This is a genomic window from Megamonas hypermegale (assembly GCF_900187035.1).
In the GTDB taxonomy this organism is placed as follows: Bacteria; Bacillota; Negativicutes; order Selenomonadales; family Selenomonadaceae; genus Megamonas; species Megamonas hypermegale.
On record NZ_LT906446.1, the window covers coordinates 1,626,082 to 1,646,086 of the forward strand.

Consider the following 20,005-nt stretch of genomic DNA (forward strand, 5'->3'; position numbering starts at 1 on the left):
TACCTCCTAAAATACAATAAGATTTAATCAACCTTCATATTTTTTTACAAAATCAACAACACTATCATAATCATGTACCATATTAAGATAATCTATGCGCGGTCTATCGATAAGCACGATTTCTAAATTCATTTTTATAGCTGCTGTTAATTTAGTTTCTGTACCGCCAAGTGTGCCACTGTTTTTCATAACGACTACATCAGCTTTATATTTTTCATATAAATCTATATTGAGTTTTTCTGAAAAAGGCCCTTGTAATGCCACTATATCACGTGGCAAAATACCACATCTTTCACAGATTTCTAAAGAAGCTATGGCAGGCAATACCCTTGCTACAATATGGCGATTGTATTTTTTGCCATCTCCAGCAAATAAATCCAAACGATTGCTACCTGTCGTCAAAAATATATTTTGACCTAATTGCATAGCAAGCTCTGAAGCTTCTTCATATGTCTTCACTATATGCAATTTATCGTAATCAGGTAGTGGCGTAACTTCACGTTCATAGCGAATGTACGGTATATTAAGTTTTTTACAAACTCGCATTGCCGTCTGTGATACGTTAACAGCATATGGATGCGTTGCATCTACGAATACTTTTATATCGTGCTCTTTTAAACATTCTTGCATAGCCACTTCATCAAGCTTATGGTCATTGATTATTAAATTCTCATGTTTTGGCAATAAATTTTTACCATAATTGGTCACAACAGAAGCCATTATTTTGTAATCTTTAGCCAATAAACATTCTACTAAGCCTCTGCCGTCTTGCGTTCCAGAAGCTACAAATATCATACTTCATAACCTCTAGGTGTTACCATAAAACCATCTTTAGCAAATGTTTTGCTATTACCGATTATTACCATAGAGAACATATTGATATCTTCTTTAGTGAAGTTTTCTAAATCAGAAATAACCATTGTTTCATTTTCACGACTCGCATTGTTTACAATGCCAACTGGAGTTTTAGGGTCTTTGTGTTTTAACATGATTTCGCGGATTTCTTCGATATGGTGTACGCGTTTATGGCTTTTCGGATTGTACAAACCGATTACAAAATCGCCTTGAGCTGCAAGGTCTGCACGTTTTTTAATCAATTTCCAAGGAGTCAATAAATCACTCAAACTGATGATAGCAAAATCGTGCATGAGTGGTGCACCTAATACAGCAGCTGCCGCATTTACAGCACTAAGTCCTGCTACAATCTGAACTTGTGGGCGTTCTTCTTTTGGCATTTTTAAAAGCAATTCCAAAATAAGTCCTGCCATTCCATAAACACCAGAGTCACCGCTTGAAACTACGGCTACATTATGACCTTTTACAGCTTCAGCAAGTGCCATTTTACAACGGTCAATTTCTTGCATCATGCCTGTTCCAATGACATTTTTTCCATCTAAAAGATAATTTATCAATTTTATATACGTATTATAACCAGCTACTGTATCAGCTTCTTGAATTGCTTTTAATGCGCGCGGTGTCATATCGTCTTTACCGCCAGGTCCTATACCTATAACTTTAATTATTCCCATGCTAAAGATACCGTCACTTTCTCAAATTTTGTTTTTGGCAAAATTATCTTTGCCTGTTCGTTATACGACAATATTGCCGCTTCACAAACATTGCCTATACCAATTTGCTTTTCCACAAATGCAGATTTTTGCAAATTATATTTTTCAATCATTTTCTGCATGATATCATTGGCAAAAAAATGTGTTTTTACTTCATGTTCATTTGCCCATTGAAGTAATCCTACTTCATGTTCTTTTACAACTGTAGAAGTGAGATTTTTTATCTCTAAAGCTTCACAATTAGCCATTTTTTTTGCCTCAATTATCGCTTTATCTATCAAATTTTTATCGACATTTTTTCTACAGCCAACGCCTGCAATCAAACGAAGTGGCGAAAGCATCAACACATTTGTCATAATATGCCTTTTCGGTGAAATAAACACACAAGGCGTATAGCTCAAGTTCAATTTGCTCATTTTGATTTTTTTTGCCGTAATATTAAATTGTTGCAAAGCTTTTACGTATTCATCAGCTTTTTGCCAATCTTCATCTACATAATACGGCACTTTTATGCCAGCTACCATAGCAGCATTTACATTTTTTATATGGCTAAACGGAATTGTTTTCAATTGTAATTTGCGCGCAATGACATCTGGAGCAATCATTTTATTTACATCTGTTGCAGTTGTAATCACAGGTACTGCTTTTAATATTTTAGCCACTTTATCGGTGAGTTCATTTGCTCCACCTAAATGACCAGAAAGAAGACTTATAGCGAAATTTGCCTGTTCATCTACCACTATAACAGCTGGGTCTTTAGATTTATGAACTATATACGGTGCTATCATTCGCACTGCAATACCAGTTGAAGTGAAAAAAATCAATGCTTGATATTTATAAAAAATCTCTGCTATTAAATCTCGCATTTTAGCAAATAAAATAGCATTTTTCGACAGATTTTGTCGTCCTTCTTTTACATAAATATCGCAGTCTTGTAATTCAAGCTGCAATTTTTCAGCTAAATTTAAGCCATTTTCAGTTACAGCGATTAGTGCATATTTCATTATTTATCTGTACCTTGACGATACATATGGCTAAAATCTGGTGCATAAAGACGAGATTTTGCATATTCTGTGTCTAAGCATTTGCCAACGACAATCATTGCTGTACGAGAAATATTATTTTCTTTAACAATATCAGCTATTGTTTCAAGTGTACCGCGTACTATTTTTTGTTCTGGCCAAGAAGCTTTTTGCACAATAGCAATCGGTGTTGTCTTATCGTAGCCACCTTCAATCAATTGTTCAACAACATCAGAAATCATATGTACACTGAGGAAAATACACATAGTAGCTTGATGTGATGCCAATGATTTTAATTTTTCTTTTTCAGGTACAGGTGTACGACCTTCGTTTCTCGTAATGATTACTGTTTGAGAAATTTCTGGCAAAGTATATTCTTGTTTTAATGCTGCGGCTGTAGCTAAGAAAGAACTTACACCAGGAACTACAGTGTATTCAATATTGCGACGGGAAAGTTCATCCATCTGTTCTTGAATAGCGCCATAAATTGCTGGGTCACCAGTGTGAAGTCTAACTGTCATTTTACCTTCTTGTTCAGCAGCAGTAATCGTTTCAATAACTTCACCTAAAGTCATTGAAGCGCTGTTATAAATTTCACATTCTGGTTTAGCATAATCCAATAAAGCTGGATTTACGAGTGAACCAGCGTAAATTATTACATCTGCTTCTTTTAACAATCTCTGTCCTTTAACTGTGATGAGTTCTGGGTCTCCAGGGCCTGCGCCAACAATATAAACCATAAAAAATATCCTCCCTAATTCACGTTATTTTACTTTTTTACAAGTAACAATATAAACTGGATTTTGTGCATTAAACATATCATAAGAACCAATCTTGCGCAAACGATTAACTTGCACTTGAATTGCTTCATATGTGTAATTTTCTTTTTTTGTCATGTATTCTGTAATCTGTGCTATCGTTTGAATGGTAACGGCATTTACGATAATTCTGCCACCTGTTTTTAATTTAGTATCAATTAAATCCAAAATTTCAAACATATGCTTTCCACTGCCACCGATGAACACAACATCGCAACTAGGTAAATCATCTAAACCTTTTGGTGCTTCTGTAGCAATGACTTCTACATTATTTTCTAATTTAAATTTAGCGATATTTTGATGCAATAAATTAACTGCTAAATCCTTTTTCTCTATAGCGTAAACTTTTCCCTGTGGAGCAAGTAAAGCCGCTTCAATGGATAAAGAGCCTGTGCCAGCGCCAATATCCCAAATGATATCATCTGGTCTAACCTTCGCTTTGCACATCGTCAAAATGCGAATTTCTTCTTTTGTCATCGGCACTTTATCGCGAATAAATTCTTCATCTGCTATTCCTGGTAAATTCAATAATACACCAACTTTCTTTCTATAATTTTTATATCAACCTTCTACTATCATCACGCAATGAGAAGCTATTTCCTTTGTCTGTGCTTCTTCTAAGGATAAACAAGCAATTTTTTCATCGGGATAAGACAATCTTGAACAGATATACGCTCTTGCATTTTTATCCCAACCGCGTTCTATTAAATATTCTGCAATACGCCCTGAATTAAATTTATTATCCGTGAGCATACCGATAATTCGCCCTTTAACGTATACTAAATCTTCATCTTTTGGCACTCTGCCATGAAAACTAAGTAAACTTGCTTCTTGCCATGGAAGTGCTATCTTAGCAAATGCAACTTGCATTGAACTAAGCCCCGGAATGACTTTTATCTGCTCAAGCGAAAAATTCTTTCTCAATGAACTCAGCAAAGAATAATAACCTGGGTCTCCTGACACCATCACAACTACATCATTTTGCTTTAATTCTTCACCGATAAAGTTCATAACTGCTTTGATATCAGCTTTTATAGCAAAAGTCTTTTGACCTTCTCGTGCAAAATCAGCTAAAGCCCTACTGCCACCGACTAATACTTTTGCATTTTCAATAGCTTTTAAAGCTTTTGGCACTACATATTCTCTTGCACCGGGACCAATGCCAGCTACAATTATTTTAAATTCCAACCCAATCTACCACCTATTTGTCTTGCATTATCATCCATACCTAGGATTTCACCTTTTAAAGTCACAATGACAGTGCCAACATTCAGCGCATTAAATACATGTTGTTGACTGCGCAAACTAGCTCTCTGTGCTAATAAATCATAATAACCCTTTTGCTTTAAATTATATTTTTCAATAATTGGCATAGCAGCTTCTGTCGTCTTAACTTTAAAAATTTCTTCTATACCTTCTTTATCCATGCCGAGTAAAGCAGCATATGAAGCTAATATTTCTAATCTCGCATCAGCTATTTTGCTATGTGTATAAAAAATTCCGCCAGAAACTTTTACTAATTTGCCTAAATGACCTAAAAGCAATACGGATTTTATACCTTCATCAGCGGCAAATTCCAACATATGACCGATAAAATTACTCGTTTGAATTAATGCTTTTTGTGGCAATTCTAAACTCTTTGCTATATTTTCGCCTATTTTTCCCGGAACAAATACTATATCATCAAAACCATTTGCCTTTGCTACGGAAATCTGTGGCGTCAAAGAATTTTTAAAGCCTTCTTCGGACATCGGACGCACAATACCTGTCGTTCCAATGATTGAGATGCCACCTTCAATTCCTAATATAGGATTTAAAGTTTTTTTAGCTAATTCCACACCTTTCGGTATTGAAATTGTAATATCACAGCCATAATTTTTTGGCAATAATTCGCGTACAACATTTGTCATCATCTTGCGCGGGCCTGGATTTATTGCAGGCTGTCCCGGTGCTACAGAAAGACCAGGCTGTGTCACCGTGCCAATTCCTAAACCAGCATGAAAATTTATCATTTCACCTTGCGGATTTATTACTACTTCCGTAAACACAGAAGAACCATGTGTAATATCCGGGTCATCGCCACCATCTTTGATGACTTCTGCCTTTGCACCGTGCTCAGTAAATTCTATGTTTTTAATAGGAATATGCAATAGCTCACCACTTAAAGCATATAAATCTACTTCATTTACGATATTGCCTTGTAGCGCTAAGATTGCCGCTTTAGTTCCTGCCGCAGCACATGAACCCGTTGTATAGCCACTTTTCATCTTTTTGTGCATAAAAAAATCTCCCTTAGACAGGAAGATATACTACTCCTACATCAGATTTTACCTCAATGTAAAAATATCTATCCACCTGCCCATCTCTCGTGAGTCTGAAAATCTATAAATAAATTTTCGCGGTGTTTTCCCAACAGGCAAGTCTCCTGACTTAGGTTCTTCGCTGTACTTCGCCTTCCCAAATACAATTCAGTGACATAATTGAAGCAAGCTCCCCTTACAGTGGCGGGACCGTACCGGCTTTCCGGTTTCCTTATTAAGCTAACGCACCTGTCTTTATAAAATTAACATAATAATATTATAGGCATTATCTTTTAATACTGCAACTGATTATTCAATCACCTATTTTTACTGCTATACATATCTAAAATCTCATCAATTTCACTTTTCGGCATATCAGGCAGATAAATAATTTTCCTTGCTGGAATGCAGTGCTTGTTTATCATCTTTTCCATGAAAATCATATCAAGCCATTTTCCAGCTTTATAACCGCATTTTGTAAAATGAGCTATTTTTTTATAACCCATTTTTGTATGAAACATTATGCTTTGCGGATTGGGATACGTTATGCTCGCATATAAATTAGTGATATTTTGTTTTTGCAGTATCGCTTCTAATATTTTATATAATTTTTCACCTAAATGATTGCCTTGAAATTGTTCCATTATATAGATAGAAGTTTCAAGTCCCCAATTATACGCTACTCTCTGTCTAAATGTAGACGCATATACGTAACCTGCAATTTTATCATCGACTATTGCTACGATGTACGGAAATTTACTCAATACATTTTCCATTCTCCGTCTAAATTCATCAATACTTGGTACTTCATACTCATATGTAATATCTGTATTTTTTACATATGGAGCATAAATATTTAACAAATCTTCAGCATCACTTAACTGCGCTAAGCGAAATTTTATATTCATGAATAATTCACCTCAAAAAATTTTTAGCTTTAAATATTCTAAAACGATAAAAGATTTAATTTCAACATCTATTTAAATTTAAAATTATAATTGATATTCATTATTGACATTTAATATACAATAAGATATATTTTAAGTATACCCCTATGGGTATATAAAATTAAAGATAAAATAGGGAAAAGAGGGATTACCATGACTACTTCTGACAGTTGTTCTTTACACGACAAAAATTTAAATACCCATAATCATTCCACACACGAACACCATTGTAATTGTTGTCATCATGAAGATGATAATACACATCACGAAGCAAATTTCCATGAATACCAACAAAAAATTTATAAAATAGATAATATTGATTGTGCTAACTGTGCCGCTAAAATTGAAACTAAACTCAATGAATTACCCGAAATTGAGCATGCTTCATTGACATTTCTGACTAAACAGTTAAAAATCACAGCTAAAAATCCCGATGAATTACTCGATACCATCACTAAAATAGCAAATACTATTGAACCTGGTGTTACTATTACACCATTTCAAAATAATGCTATTCCATCTGGTTATGTAGAAAAAATTTACACGATTGACAATATTGATTGCGCTAATTGTGCCGCTAAAATTGAACACAAATTAAATGAACTGCCAGAAGTTTATAACGCTACATTGACTTTTGCTACAAAGCAATTGAAAATCGTAGCTAAAAATCCCGATGAACTTTTGCCTACTATGCGCAAAATAGCCAATAGTGTAGAACCCGGCACTACTATCACTTTGCGCTCAGAAAATAAAAAATCTATTGATACACAAGATACAAATTTCTTTAATAAAAAAAATATAGCCATTGCTGAAATCATTATCGGCGCAATTTTATTTGTAATCGGTGAATTCACTGATTTAGTTCCCGACAAATTTTCACTTTATCTTTATATCATCGCATATTTAATTCTTGGCTGGAAAATAATAAAAACCGCCATAACTAATCTTTTCCGTGGCAATGTCTTTGATGAAAACTTTTTAATGAGTATCGCTACGCTCGGTGCTTTCGGCATTAAAGAATATCCAGAAGCTGTCGGCGTAATGCTTTTTTATCGCATTGGCGAATATTTTGAAGAACGCGCTACAGAAAAAAGTCGCAGTCAAATTATGGAAGCAGTTGATTTACGACCGGAAACAGTCAATTTAATAAAAGATGATAAAATCATCTCTCTTCCTGCTGAAAAAGTGCAAGTAAATGATATAATTCTCGTTCGCGCTGGTGATAGAATTCCTGTAGATGGAACAGTCATCGAAGGTGAAAGCCGCCTTGATACTTCACCTGTAACGGGCGAGCCAGTCCCTATAAAAATTTCACCAAATAGCCATGTAACTTCTGGCTGTCTAAATATATCTGGCGTCATAAAAATGCGTGTAGATAAAATTCTTTCAGAATCCATGGTTTCTCGCATTTTACAATCGGTTGAAAATGCTGCTGCTAATAAACCTAAAATCGACCGCTTCATAACTCGCTTTGCTCGCATTTACACACCAATCGTCGTCGCTATCGCTGCTATCACTGCCATCATTCCATCACTTATAACGGGCAATTGGGAATACTGGATTTATACAGCATTGACTTTTCTCGTCATCAGTTGTCCATGTGCTCTTGTATTAAGCGTGCCACTCGCATTCTTTTCTGGTATTGGCAGAGGTTCTCGCCAAGGCATATTATTCAAAGGCGGTTTAGCCATTGAAGCGCTCAAAAATATCAAGACAATCGTCATGGATAAAACAGGCACTATCACTGAAGGAAGTTTCAAAGTCAAAGAAATCAATCCTACAGAAAAACATTCCGCTAAAGAATTATTATCCTATTGTGCTAGCGCTGAAAAATTTTCCACACACCCAATCGCCACAAGTATTGTAAATGAAGCTATAAATCAACAAATCACGCTCCAAACAGCACAAGAAAATCAAGAAATCGCTGGTGAAGGTTTAGTCTGCAAAATAAATAATCAAAATATCCTCTGCGGTAATAAGCGCTTGATGAAACGCTTTAATATCGCATTGCCTGATGATATAAAAAATTCTGCTAGCACAGAAATATTCATAGCTATAAATAATGAATATGCTGGCTCTATAATCATTGGAGATACGATAAAAAAAGACGCTAAAACAACTATTCAAAAATTAAAATCTTTAGGCTTAGTAACTGCTATGTTAACGGGAGATAATGAACATACAGCTCATGCCGTAGCTAATGAAGTCGGCATTGATAAAGTTCATGCAAAACTTTTGCCAGATGGTAAATTGGAAAAACTTTCTTCGCTGCGCAGTGAATACGGCAATGTATTTTTTGTCGGTGACGGCATAAATGACGCTCCAATCTTAGCTGGTGCCGATGTTGGCGCAGCTATGGGAAGTGGCGCTGATGCCGCAATCGAAGCCGCTGATGTCGTATTCATGAATTCTAAAGTTCATTCTATCTTACAAGCTATAAATATTTCTCGTGATACGCTCAAAATAGCTTGGCAAAATGTCGTATTTGCCATAGCTGTAAAAGTATTAATCATGGTGCTAGGTCTTGCAGGATATGCTTCCATGTGGGCAGCCGTATTTGCTGATACTGGCGTTGCCATGATATGTATTTTAAACTCAATTAGAATTCTCTATAAAAAATACTAAAAATCCTTAAACTGCTGATTTTCTTATCAGCAGTTTTTTATTTTCATGATATAATTTAATTATGAAAACCATATAAACATAAAGGAGAATTAAAATGTTTGGACTCGGTATTCCTGAACTTATTTTAATTTTAGTGATTGCTCTCGTGATTTTCGGTCCTAAAAAATTGCCAGAAATCAGCAAAGCACTCGGCAAAAGCATTAAAGAATTTAGAAATTCCACTTCAGATATCACAGAAACAGCTAAAACCATAAAAGATGTATCTGATGTTGCAAAAAAATTAAAATAACAATCATTTGAGGTATATATTTTGACAACAAATTTTACTCATTTTAATAATGAAGGAAATGCTATCATGGTAGATGTCAATGACAAAGACATCACAGACCGCATTGCCATTGCTAAAGGCTCTATCAAAGTAAATGAAGATGTCTTTTATGCCATTAAAAATAATACAGCTAAAAAAGGCGATGTCCTAGCTGTCGCTCGCATTGCTGGTATCATGGCGGCAAAAAAAACAAGCGATATAATTCCACTTTGTCATCCGCTTTTTATAACTAAAGCCACTGTCGATTTTGAATTAGATGAAACAAATTTTTTAATAAATGCCATTGTACAAACGAAAGTTAGTGGAAAAACAGGTGTAGAAATGGAAGCACTCCATGCTGTAAGCGTTGCACTTTTAACCATTTATGATATGTGTAAGGCACTTGACCGCTCTATGGAAATATTAAACATCCATTTAGTGCATAAAGAAGGCGGCAAATCTGGAATTTATGATAGAAAGGCGTAATATATGGGAAAAATTTTAGCTGTATGTATCAGTGAAAAAAAAGGAACATTAAAAAAGGCAATACCTGTTGGCGAAATGATAAAAGACTTCGGTTTAAAAAATGATGCTCATGCTGGCAAATGGCATCGCCAAATAAGTTTACTCGCAGTAGAAGCCGTTCGACAATTTTCAAATAAATACGATATGAAAGTACCTGCTGGCGCATTCGGTGAAAATCTCTTAGTTGAAGGCATTGATTTAAAACATTTGCCCGTAGGTACAAAATTAAAATGTAATGATATCTTGCTTGAAATAACACAAATTGGCAAAAAATGTCATTTAGGCTGTAATATTCAAAAACAAACAGGTGAATGTATCATGCCTAATGAAGGTGTTTTTGCTATCGTTTTAAATGGTGGCATTATAAAAGCAAATGATGTGATTACAATAGAAGGTGATTAAATGTTTAAAGCCGCTATTATAACAGCTAGTGATAAAGGTTATAAAGGATTGCGCGAAGATTTAAGTGGCTCTTGCATAAAAAAAATTCTCGAAGAAGCTAATTATGAAGTTGTGTCTATCGATGTTTTGCCCGATGAGAGAAATTTAATTGCCGATAAATTAATAGAACTATCCGATAAAAAAATTCCGCTCATCTTCACTACTGGTGGAACTGGATTTTCTCCACGCGACAATACACCTGAAGCAACCCGCGATATCATTGAAAAAGAAACACCGGGAATTTCTGAAGCAATTCGCGCTTATAGCCTTAAGATAACACCGCGCGCTATGCTCAGTCGCGCTACATCTGGTATCAGAAAACAATCTTTGATAATCAACCTTCCTGGCAGTCCTAAGGCTGTCAAAGAATGTTTAGATTATATACTGCCAACTTTAGACCATGGCTTAAAAATCATGCTTAATCTTGACAGTGAATGTGCTAGAAAGTAATTGGAGGTTTTATCATGCAAGAAGTTTATGAATTTCTAAAATCAGCAAAAACTTATTATTTAGCTACAATAGAAGATGAACAGCCACGCGTACGACCATTTGGCACCATCAACTTATTTGAAGATAAATTGTATATTCAAACTGGCAAGAAAAAAGATGTAGCTAAGCAAATTGCTAAAAATCCTAAAGTAGAACTTTGTGCTATGAAAGACGATACTTGGCTTAGAATTTCTGCTACACTCGTTGAAGATAATCGCCTTAGTGCACAAGAAGATATGTTAAACCATTATCCTACACTAAAAAGCATGTACAAAGCAGGCGATGGTAATACTGTTGTTTATTATTTAAAAGATGCAACTGCTACTTTTGCTTCTTTAACTGGTAAATCAAAAACAGTAACATTCTAATAAAATATAAGTAAAAAGCCTTTCGTCTAAAAAATAATGACAAAAGGCTTTTATTTTTATTGTGCTCGTTTTTGTATGAGCTGTGCTACTATGCTAATTGCTATTTCTGCTGGCGTTTCAGCTTTTATATCAATCCCTATCGGCATCACTATACTTTTTATCTGTGCTTCATCAAAGCCATGTTGTTGTAAATATTTTTCTACATACGCTTTTTTATGTCTACTACCGATTGCACCGATGTAAGCCGGTTTTATTTTCAATAATTGCTCTAATACAATCGTGTCCTTTTCATGTCCACTTGTAATTGCCACTGCAAAATCCGTCTTAGCGATTTTCACCTTAGATGAAAAATCTTCATATTGAGTTATTATAATGTCTCGCGCTTTAGGAAAATATTTTTCATTAGCAAATTCACTGCGCTCTTCTATAACTACATAATCAAATTCTAAATCAGGCAAAAGTTTTGCCACTTCTTGCGCTACATATCCGCCACCAAATAAATACACGGTAGGATTTTGCTTAAATTTTTCTAAATACATCCCACCATCTGCATTTATTTCAAGTGAAGATTTATGTTTTAATTCTTTATCTTCTTTTGCTAAAATGGTGAAATCAAATTCATTCATTTGATTTTTCCAAGCAATTTTCACGATGAATTTTTGTCCGTTTTCTAATAAATTTATCGCTGTTTCAATCTGCGGTAAATCTTTTTTATTTAAATATTGTAACAATACTTTTATCTGTCCACCACAAACCATGCCAATTTGTGCTGCTGTTTTATTATTTAGAGAAAAATCTTCTATTGATGATTTTTTCTGCACTAAATTAACCTTAGCTTTTTCTACTGATAAATGTTCTAAGATGCCCCCGCCAATCGTATCGACAGTCGTTCCATCTTGCAAAATCAACATATGCGCACCTACACCACGCGGTGCAGAGCCTTTTTTCTCCACGATAAGCGCTAACACTACATCTTTTTCTGCTAAAAGTTCTGCTTTTATCTTCTGCCAAAAATTTTTTAATCTAATCATTCTATTTCTCCTGATTTTATTAAACTATACATAACAGCTTCTAAAGCACCACCACCGATGGCTCTTGATTTATCTGAAATAGTGAAGCAATGTGATTTTTCTGCACGTGGGTCAATATCGCCACATTTCATTTTATCTGAAACGACAATACCATCATGAAGCATACCGCGCACAATGCCATCTATTAAAGCATAAATCGGTCTATCTTCTGTATAAGCTACTATATCGCCTTTTTTTACACTATCACCAATTTTAGCCACTGATTTAAATACACCTTCACCATTTGAGCGAATAATTCTCTCTATTGTATAGCCACCAATATTGCCTGGAACACCCGTATTAGCTATCGCTTCACCTTGTTCAATAACTTTGCCCAAGAAATGACCACGTTTCGTTTCTATTACATAATCGCAATCCTTGCCAGCACAAAAACCAGGGCCAACGCCTATTACGACTGGAGCATCATCGATTTTAGTATTGAGGTTTTTCTTTGCCATGATAGCATCAATAATCACATTCGGCTTAAATTCATCTTTAACATCTGCCTGTTCATCAACTATCACAGCAATATCGCCCTTTAACATGACTTCTTGTGCCTGCATGTAATCTTTTACTAAAACACCTTTAATGCCTTCTATTTCTACTTCACCTTCATAAACAGCATTTGAATATGAAACAGTAAGTCTTACTGTAAGCGGTTGAGCGATTTCTGTCATCAACACATTAAAACCTGCTCGTCTAAGGCGCCACGCTATTCCACTTGCTAAATCTCCTGCACCTTTAATTAAAATCTTCTGCATATATATCCTTCTTTCTCTTATATTAAAAATATCGTTTTCAATTCATATCATATTTTATTATACTAAATTTTATGTTTAGTTAGTGCTATCTGTATACCATATTTATTTAAAACAGACGATATTTCCATAGCATATTGCAATAACACTTCATTATCCACTTGATTTAAAATTATATAAAAATCTCTTTTTCCTATATCTTTTTTAGCACCTTTTTCACTAAGCAATATTTTTATCATATCTTTTACACTAAGTTTTTCATCTAAAGATTTAACTAAAAAATCAGCTATGATATCTGCGCGTGATAAATTTTTTATCTCTTGCCCAAGTGATGTCATTCCCACTACATAAACGATTTTATTCGTATTTTCTATATATACAGGTTCATAATCGCGTGGCATTTTAAAAGGCTTTCGCTGTGCTCCATCGGCTTCAATTAAAGTTACATCACTGTAATTTATTATCTTCTTTAAAAAGTCCTCATCAAATGCACCCATTTTTTTGCCTAAATCTGTACCAGCAATCACTGATTTATTTTTCTGCAATGCTTTTTCTATGATTTTTTCATCTTGTACTGTAATTGCTTCTTTTTCTAAAAACATCTTCGTCGTCGTTGTAATTAAAACTCTGTAATTCATATCTTTTAATTCATTTGCCAATGCAAAAATAGTTGAAGTCTTTCCACCTGCTCCAGCAAAAGAGATTATATCTTTTTTCCTAACTTGCAAAAAATCACTCAAACTATTTTGCTTTAATTCACCATCAATATACTGATATAATTTATACATAAAATCATCTCTTTCGTGAGGTTTATCATGTCTAAAAAATCTTTATGTGCCATTATTTTAGCAGCTGGCAACAGTTCTCGTTTCGGTCAAAATAAGTTGCTTTTTCCGATAAACAATCGCCCTATGTATTCATACACATTTAAATTAATAAAAAAACTATCACCCGATTTTAATATTGTCGTCACAAAATACCCGCAAATCACAAAAAAAATTGACCAAGATACTTTAATCATCAAAAATACTGAAACATATCTCGGTCAATCTCATTCTATGAAACTAGGTATTAAAGCAGCCTTACAGCAAAACCAAAATTTTTCTGGATATTTATTTATCGTTTGCGACCAGCCCTATTTAAAATTCGATAGCCTTCAAAAGCTTTATGATACTTGGCAACAAAAAAATGGTATATGCGCTTTGTCTTATAAACAAAAACGTGGCAATCCTGTCATTTTTTCTGCAAAATACATTCCCGAACTTTTAAAAGTCAATGGCGATACTGGCGGGCGCGAAGTCATAAAAAAACATCTAAATGAATTAACATTGGTTGAAGTCAATGAAGCTATCGAACTTATCGATATCGATACTATAGATAAAATAATATTATAGTTTTATTATCTTTCTTGCTTCTACTTGTATTTTTATTAAATCAGCCATGGATATGAGCTTTCCAACAGCTAATTTATCTTTAAGCCCATAATATTCTAACGATGTATCATTTACGAGTATTTCTACACCTACATTTTGCAATTTCTTCAAATCTGCCAAAACAGCAGAACCATCTACCGCTAATTTTACACCACTGTTATACATGATTATTTTTGTTGGAAATTCTTCTGAAGATGCCAATGTGTAAATGAAGCTTTTTAATAAATTAGTACCTAATTTATTATCGCCTTTACCCATAAATTCACTATCAATGACTACAATAAATGAACTCTTTAACTTTAAACTTTCATCTTTTTTTACTTCATCATATTGAGGAACAAAAAAAGATTTTTTCACAAATAAAGATACAACATAATCTGTTCCTTGTTGAATTTTTTGTGAAGGCAAATTCATTTGTTCTGCCATTTCTTCTAAATCTTGGGCTGAAACAATATTATCTACTACTACATTTAATTTATCATCAACTGATAAAGTTTTTAAAACGTTTTTTGCCATTGCTAAGGGATTTAAACAACTCTGTCCTCTTGCATCAATTGTCTTTTCCATAAAAATCACCCTTTTAAAAAACCTCCTTTAAAAACTAAAGGAGGTTTATTTTTTATTTCTTTATGTGTATTGTTCTTGCTTCGTTTAGAATTGCATTTAAGATAATAGCTGTTAAACTGCCAATCGTTATACCACTGTGGAAAATGATGCTCCAAATACCAGTGAAATGCTTGAATATTTCTGGAACAGCCATGGACAAAAGACCCATTGCCAAGCTTATGCCAACAATTAAAAGATTAAAGTTATTATCTCCTTCATATTGTACTCTTGACAATACTCTAATACCATTAGCTGCAACCATACCAAACATAGCAATACCAGCACCGCCTAAAACAGGAGCAGGAATACAAGCTATAATAGCTGCCATTTTAGGAAATAAACCTAATAAAATCAAAATAACACCAGAGCCTGCTACTACAAAACGACTTTTTACATTTGTGAGTGTAATAAGACCGATATTTTGCGCAAATGCTGTATATGGGAATGTATTTAAAAAGCCACCTAACATTGTAGAAAATCCATCAGCACGTAAACCACGAGTAATCGTTTTTTCATCAGCAGGACGACCAACGATAGCACCGATTGCAATAATATCACCTGTTGTTTCTGTCATAACAACGAGAATAACTAATATCATAACGATGATTGCTGGAATATCAAATGTTGGTATACCAAAATGAAGTGGTGTAACAAGCCCTATCCAATCAGCTTCGCCAATTGCACTAAAATCAGTAAAACCACAGAATGAAGCTACAACGGTACCGATTAAAAGTGCTAACAATACTGAGATATTCTTCCAAAATCCTTTAAAGAAACGATAAAAAATTATTACCAACAATAAAACAAAAGTAGATAACATCAATGTCGGAAGGCTACCGAAATCTTCTGCTGCTGGATTACCACCACCAGCCCATCTTACAGCAACTGGCAACAAAGATAAACCAATAATAGTAACAACAGAACCTGTTACTACTGGAGGGAAAAATCTAACTAATTTACTAAAAAATGGAGAAGCCACAAACATAAATATACCACTGGCTATAACAGCACCATATATCGCTGTAAGCCCATCGGCTTTACCAATCATAATCATTGGCGAAACAGCTGCAAAAGTAACCCCTTGAATAAGTGGCAATCTACTACCCATTTTGCAAGGCCCCAATGTTTGAATCAATGTGGCAATACCGGCTGTAAATAAGTCTGCATTAATTAAATAAATTAAATCCTCTGTACTAAGACCAATAGCAGAAGCTACAATAAGCGGTACAGCTACAGCACCAGCATACATAGCTAATACATGTTGAAGACCATACAAGAAAGTCTGACCCAACGGTAATCTTTCATCAACCGGATGTACAGAATTATTCATTCCTAAAAAACCTCCTATTGTTTTTTATAAAAAAATAAAATATATAATTAAGTGCTAAGCACTAATTATCCACCTATGAGCGACATCGATTGTGTTTCTTTTTGTGCAAATGATACATCATTTAAATGATGACATTGTGGTTTAGTATATATTGTCTTTTTTATTTTTTGCATAAGCTCTTCATCAGAAGTGCCTTTTTTTAACAAAGATTTTAAATCCAATCCCCTATTATCATGCAAACATGGCTTTAAAAAGCCAACTGATGTCAAACGTATTCTATTGCATTTCGCACAAAATTTATGTGACATAGCTGAAATAAATCCAACGGGTACTTTTAAATCAGCAAAATTATAATAATGAGCCGGTGAATTATTTTCTAAAATCAATTCAGCTTTGCCAAAAAACTGTGTCAATTTATCCAAAATAATAACTTCATCTACACCCTGATAATTTTGTGCCGCATTTATTGGCATGAGTTCAATAAAACGCAATAAAATATTATTTTTTTGTGCAAAATTCACTAAAGGAATTATTTCTGTTTCATTGATATCTTTTAAAATAACACTGTTTATCTTTAATTTTATACCACTAGTACAAGCTTTATCTATTCCTGCTAATACTGAATTGATATTTCCACCACGTGTTATCTTAAAAAACAAATCCTTATCTAAGCAATCTAAGCTTAAATTAATACTATCAAGACCAGCTTGTTTCAGCATTTCTATTTTATTTTCTAATAAAATGCCATTTGTCGTCAATGCAATTTCTTCAATCTGCGTTGAGGTTTTTATTCTTCTTATTAAATCAAGCAATTTTGGATAAAGTAATGGCTCACCGCCTGTCAATCTTATCTTTTTTATACCTGTCTTACAGATTAATTTTATTAAACGCCAAAATTCATCTAACGTCAATGTTTCTTTTGTAACTACACAACCATTTTCAGGCATGCAATACACACAACACAAATTACATTTTGCTGTAAGAGATACTCTTAAATATTCTATATTACGATTAAAACAATCCTGCATTTAAAATCCTCATCGTATCATTTTAAACTTATTTCTTTTTCATCGACGATAAGTTCAGCTGTAAATTCTTGCCCTTTTATTAAACTATGACCTTTTGTCACATACATAAACGCGTTGTATTTGTGCAACAAAGTTGAACGTGTAACACCTTTTGGATTAATATATTGAGCATGGTATTTACCATCTTGTTTAAAAAGATGCACTTGTAAACAAAAATCAGCATTTTTAGGTGCAGTAAAATCAAAATCCACTATAGCAGATATTTTAATCACTGTATCTTCTGCTTGATTATAGTATTCATCTACGATGGATTTTAAATAAAAACGCATGGCAAGTTCTGCACCATTTGGCGGTCCAGCAATTCCCAGCACAGGTTTATTGTTAAACACGGAAAAACTAGAATGTTTACCCGGTCTACAGCCTAACTCATAAACGAGCACTTCGCCTTCAACTTCCAATAAATCTAAAGTAAAATCCTTCGTTCCTTTTGAAGAACCTGCATTGATTAAAATTACATCTGCTTCGCAGCTTGCCTTTGTTAAAGCTTCTTTTATCTTTTGCTTATCATCTGGCACAATCGGATATACCTTCAAATCTGCTTGATACTGTTGAGCAAAACCATATAACATTATACTATTTGACTCTACATTTTTATCTGCTGGATAATCTGTATTTTGCCATGAAACGAGTTCATCACCTGTTGGCAAAAATACGATTTTTGGTCTTGCTACGACTTTTACTTTTTTAACTCCACCAGATGCCAAAAGACCTAAAAGCGGAGGTGTAATTTTTTCATTTTTATATACTAAGACTTCATCTTCACCAATAAGACTGCCTACAGGGTCAATCAATTGACCTTTTTTAGCTGGCATTTGCAATATTTTTAACTTACCATCTTCAAAACGTACATCTTCAATTAAAATAACTGTGTCATATTCAAATGGAACTACACAACCCGTATTGGCAAAAATAAATTCTTTACCTTCTATCCATGAACTTGTATCCGGCATACCATTTGCAAAATCAGCAAATTTCACGCCAATTCCATCCATCTTGCTTACAGGTTGTTTTGGCAACACTGTTTGCGCTTTTATATCTTCAAATGCCACTCTTTCCGCTGCTTGATACAAATCCACTTCTTCATAGCGACGATTAAAATTCATTTTTTGACGCAAAAAGCTCTTCATATCATCGCGTGTAGGCATTGGACCTTTTTCGATATATTCACGATAACCCATAAACTCACCTCATTTACTCTATAATAAAATACTACGGCAGTTTTATTACTAAGTCAAAAAATACTCCTGACTACAATATACTTTTATTAAAACGATGAATTGTCAATCCAAGTGCGACACTTCTTTTAAAAATAAATTAAATGGATTATCCCAATTTAAACATTTTCTTGGTCTACTATTTAATAATATTAATTTTTTTATTAAATCATCATTAGATATTTGTCCTAAATCTGTTTTCTTTGGATAATATTCTCTTAATAACCCATTTGAATTTTCGTTGCTACCTCTTTGCCATGCTGCATAAGCATCTGCAAAATATACTTTTATATTTAATTTTTCTACTTCTTTGTAACATGCAAATTCTTTTCCTCTATCTGTTGTAAATGTTTTTAATGCCTTTTTTGGTAGTACTTTCACTAACTTTTTTATTGCTTTTAGCATTGATGATGCTGTTCTATCTTTTATTTTTATTGCCACATAAAATCTTGTTTTTCTTTCTACAAATGTTGTTAAACAAGCTTTAGCTTTTCCTCTACTAGATACTATGGTATCTAACTCTCAATGTCCAAAAGTTTTTCTACTTTTTACATCTTTTGGTCTAGTTGTGATACTATTTCCTATTAAGAATTTACCACGTGTTTCCTTTTTTCTACGTTTTCCTTTATGTCGTAAATTCTTAAGTGAAATACCTTTTAATTTACCAATATAAATCCAATTATAAATAGTTTTAAAGGAAAGTTTACCATTTAAAAGTGCATTAGAAATCTGTTCTGGAGACCAGTTTTCATGTAATTTTTCAGAAATAAGATTAGAAAGAACATCATTGTATTTACTAGAGCAAGAAGAATTTTTACGACGTTCAAGATATTTATTGTGAGCAAATGAAGAGATATATTCATTTTCAATTTTATTACGAGATAGTTCTCGAGCAATAGTAGAATGATGACGATGTAAAAATTTAGCAATAAAACGAGTAGAATAACCTAAAATAGAAAGAACCTCTATACGAATACGTTCTATACGAATACGTTCAGATATAGTAAGATGATGATAGCTCATTATGAATTTTCCTTTCGTGTGGATTTTGTGTGGTAACTTTATTTTACACGAAAATTCATAATGAGTTTTTTAT

22 protein-coding genes, 1 pseudogene and 1 riboswitch are annotated in these 20,005 nt (G+C 33.8%); of the genes and pseudogenes, 7 read left to right on the forward strand and 16 right to left on the reverse strand.

The window, feature by feature from the left end; genetic code table 11:
- Positions 1 to 27 precede the first annotated feature (27 nt).
- The 8 genes from cobK to CKV65_RS07915 all read right to left on the reverse strand — a co-directional run bounded on the left by cobK (position 28) and on the right by CKV65_RS07915 (position 6,616).
- Positions 28 to 795, reverse strand: a complete 768-nt coding sequence (cobK, locus tag CKV65_RS07880; RefSeq protein WP_027890427.1) for a precorrin-6A reductase — start codon at positions 793 to 795, stop codon at positions 28 to 30.
- Complete coding sequence (cobJ, locus tag CKV65_RS07885) at positions 792 to 1,529, reverse strand: precorrin-3B C(17)-methyltransferase (protein ID WP_027890426.1); 738 nt, start codon at positions 1,527 to 1,529, stop codon at positions 792 to 794. The genes cobK and cobJ overlap by 4 nt, the downstream gene beginning before the upstream one ends.
- Positions 1,520 to 2,572 carry a cobalt-precorrin 5A hydrolase gene (locus CKV65_RS07890; RefSeq protein WP_027890425.1) on the reverse strand — a complete coding sequence of 351 codons (1,053 nt, stop codon included), beginning with the start codon at positions 2,570 to 2,572 and terminating at the stop codon, positions 1,520 to 1,522. Before CKV65_RS07890 ends, cobJ begins: the two co-directional genes overlap by 10 nt.
- Positions 2,572 to 3,330 carry a precorrin-4 C(11)-methyltransferase gene (cobM, locus tag CKV65_RS07895; protein WP_027890424.1) on the reverse strand — a complete coding sequence of 253 codons (759 nt, stop codon included), beginning with the start codon at positions 3,328 to 3,330 and terminating at the stop codon, positions 2,572 to 2,574. The genes CKV65_RS07890 and cobM overlap by 1 nt, the downstream gene beginning before the upstream one ends.
- 24 nt (positions 3,331 to 3,354) lie before the next feature.
- Positions 3,355 to 3,936: a precorrin-6Y C5,15-methyltransferase (decarboxylating) subunit CbiT gene (cbiT, locus tag CKV65_RS07900; RefSeq protein ID WP_027890423.1), complete on the reverse strand. Its 582-nt coding sequence runs from the start codon at positions 3,934 to 3,936 to the stop codon at positions 3,355 to 3,357.
- A 33-nt stretch (positions 3,937 to 3,969) separates the two neighbouring features.
- Positions 3,970 to 4,596, reverse strand: coding sequence for a precorrin-6y C5,15-methyltransferase (decarboxylating) subunit CbiE (gene cbiE / locus CKV65_RS07905; protein WP_027890422.1), 627 nt, complete (start codon positions 4,594 to 4,596; stop codon positions 3,970 to 3,972).
- Positions 4,581 to 5,687: a cobalt-precorrin-5B (C(1))-methyltransferase CbiD gene (gene cbiD / locus CKV65_RS07910; RefSeq protein ID WP_027890421.1), complete on the reverse strand. Its 1,107-nt coding sequence runs from the start codon at positions 5,685 to 5,687 to the stop codon at positions 4,581 to 4,583. Before cbiD ends, cbiE begins: the two co-directional genes overlap by 16 nt.
- A 119-nt stretch (positions 5,688 to 5,806) precedes the next feature.
- Positions 5,807 to 5,976: riboswitch (cobalamin riboswitch) on the reverse strand.
- 49 nt (positions 5,977 to 6,025) lie between these two features.
- Entirely contained in the window at positions 6,026 to 6,616 is a 591-nt protein-coding gene (locus CKV65_RS07915) for a GNAT family N-acetyltransferase (protein ID WP_036254821.1), read from the reverse strand.
- 192 nt (positions 6,617 to 6,808) lie between these two features.
- Between CKV65_RS07915 and CKV65_RS07920 the strand changes: the two genes are divergently transcribed.
- The 6 genes from CKV65_RS07920 (at position 6,809) to CKV65_RS07945 (ending at position 11,410) form a co-directional block, all read left to right on the forward strand.
- The gene (locus tag CKV65_RS07920; protein ID WP_081654863.1) at positions 6,809 to 9,280 is read left to right on the forward strand and encodes a heavy metal translocating P-type ATPase; all 2,472 of its coding nucleotides are present in this window, start codon (positions 6,809 to 6,811) and stop codon (positions 9,278 to 9,280) included.
- A 94-nt stretch (positions 9,281 to 9,374) separates the two neighbouring features.
- Positions 9,375 to 9,569, forward strand: a complete 195-nt coding sequence (gene tatA, locus CKV65_RS07925) for a twin-arginine translocase TatA/TatE family subunit (protein WP_027890419.1) — start codon at positions 9,375 to 9,377, stop codon at positions 9,567 to 9,569.
- Positions 9,570 to 9,590: 21 nt separating this feature from the next.
- Positions 9,591 to 10,073, forward strand: coding sequence for a cyclic pyranopterin monophosphate synthase MoaC (gene moaC / locus CKV65_RS07930; RefSeq protein ID WP_036254820.1), 483 nt, complete (start codon positions 9,591 to 9,593; stop codon positions 10,071 to 10,073).
- 3 nt (positions 10,074 to 10,076) lie between these two features.
- The gene (locus tag CKV65_RS07935; RefSeq protein ID WP_027890417.1) at positions 10,077 to 10,514 is read left to right on the forward strand and encodes an MOSC domain-containing protein; all 438 of its coding nucleotides are present in this window, start codon (positions 10,077 to 10,079) and stop codon (positions 10,512 to 10,514) included.
- Positions 10,515 to 11,003, forward strand: a complete 489-nt coding sequence (locus CKV65_RS07940) for a MogA/MoaB family molybdenum cofactor biosynthesis protein (protein ID WP_027890416.1) — start codon at positions 10,515 to 10,517, stop codon at positions 11,001 to 11,003.
- Positions 11,004 to 11,017: 14 nt separating this feature from the next.
- Positions 11,018 to 11,410: a pyridoxamine 5'-phosphate oxidase family protein gene (locus tag CKV65_RS07945; protein ID WP_027890415.1), complete on the forward strand. Its 393-nt coding sequence runs from the start codon at positions 11,018 to 11,020 to the stop codon at positions 11,408 to 11,410.
- A gap of 56 nt (positions 11,411 to 11,466) precedes the next feature.
- Here the strand turns inward: CKV65_RS07945 and CKV65_RS07950 are convergent, their stop codons facing one another.
- The 3 genes from CKV65_RS07950 to yqeC form a co-directional block, all read right to left on the reverse strand.
- Positions 11,467 to 12,441, reverse strand: a complete 975-nt coding sequence (locus tag CKV65_RS07950) for an XdhC family protein (protein WP_027890414.1) — start codon at positions 12,439 to 12,441, stop codon at positions 11,467 to 11,469.
- A complete protein-coding gene (gene yqeB / locus CKV65_RS07955) occupies positions 12,438 to 13,241 on the reverse strand; it encodes a selenium-dependent molybdenum cofactor biosynthesis protein YqeB (RefSeq protein WP_036254818.1) in 804 nt (267 codons plus the stop codon). The genes CKV65_RS07950 and yqeB overlap by 4 nt, the downstream gene beginning before the upstream one ends.
- A 62-nt stretch (positions 13,242 to 13,303) precedes the next feature.
- The gene (gene yqeC / locus CKV65_RS07960) at positions 13,304 to 14,026 is read right to left on the reverse strand and encodes a selenium cofactor biosynthesis protein YqeC (RefSeq protein ID WP_027890413.1); all 723 of its coding nucleotides are present in this window, start codon (positions 14,024 to 14,026) and stop codon (positions 13,304 to 13,306) included.
- Positions 14,027 to 14,053: 27 nt separating this feature from the next.
- On the opposite strand from yqeC, the gene CKV65_RS07965 reads away from it, so the two are divergent.
- The gene (locus CKV65_RS07965) at positions 14,054 to 14,632 is read left to right on the forward strand and encodes a nucleotidyltransferase family protein (RefSeq protein ID WP_027890412.1); all 579 of its coding nucleotides are present in this window, start codon (positions 14,054 to 14,056) and stop codon (positions 14,630 to 14,632) included.
- Here CKV65_RS07965 and yedF read toward each other — a convergent pair.
- The 5 genes and pseudogenes from yedF to CKV65_RS07990 form a co-directional block, all read right to left on the reverse strand.
- Positions 14,627 to 15,238, reverse strand: coding sequence for a sulfurtransferase-like selenium metabolism protein YedF (yedF, locus tag CKV65_RS07970; protein ID WP_027890411.1), 612 nt, complete (start codon positions 15,236 to 15,238; stop codon positions 14,627 to 14,629). The genes CKV65_RS07965 and yedF overlap by 6 nt on opposite strands.
- Positions 15,239 to 15,290: 52 nt before the next feature.
- Positions 15,291 to 16,607 (reverse strand): nucleobase:cation symporter-2 family protein, encoded by a 1,317-nt coding sequence (locus tag CKV65_RS07975; protein WP_027890410.1) that lies wholly within the window; start codon positions 16,605 to 16,607, stop codon positions 15,291 to 15,293.
- A 65-nt stretch (positions 16,608 to 16,672) separates the two neighbouring features.
- On the reverse strand, positions 16,673 to 17,635 hold the full coding sequence (gene moaA, locus CKV65_RS07980; protein ID WP_027890409.1) for a GTP 3',8-cyclase MoaA: 963 nt from the start codon (positions 17,633 to 17,635) through the stop codon (positions 16,673 to 16,675).
- Between the two features lie 17 nt (positions 17,636 to 17,652).
- Complete coding sequence (locus CKV65_RS07985; protein ID WP_027890408.1) at positions 17,653 to 18,873, reverse strand: molybdopterin molybdotransferase MoeA; 1,221 nt, start codon at positions 18,871 to 18,873, stop codon at positions 17,653 to 17,655.
- A 102-nt stretch (positions 18,874 to 18,975) separates the two neighbouring features.
- A pseudogene (locus CKV65_RS07990) lies at positions 18,976 to 19,932 on the reverse strand (IS30 family transposase).
- Positions 19,933 to 20,005: the final 73 nt, after the last annotated feature.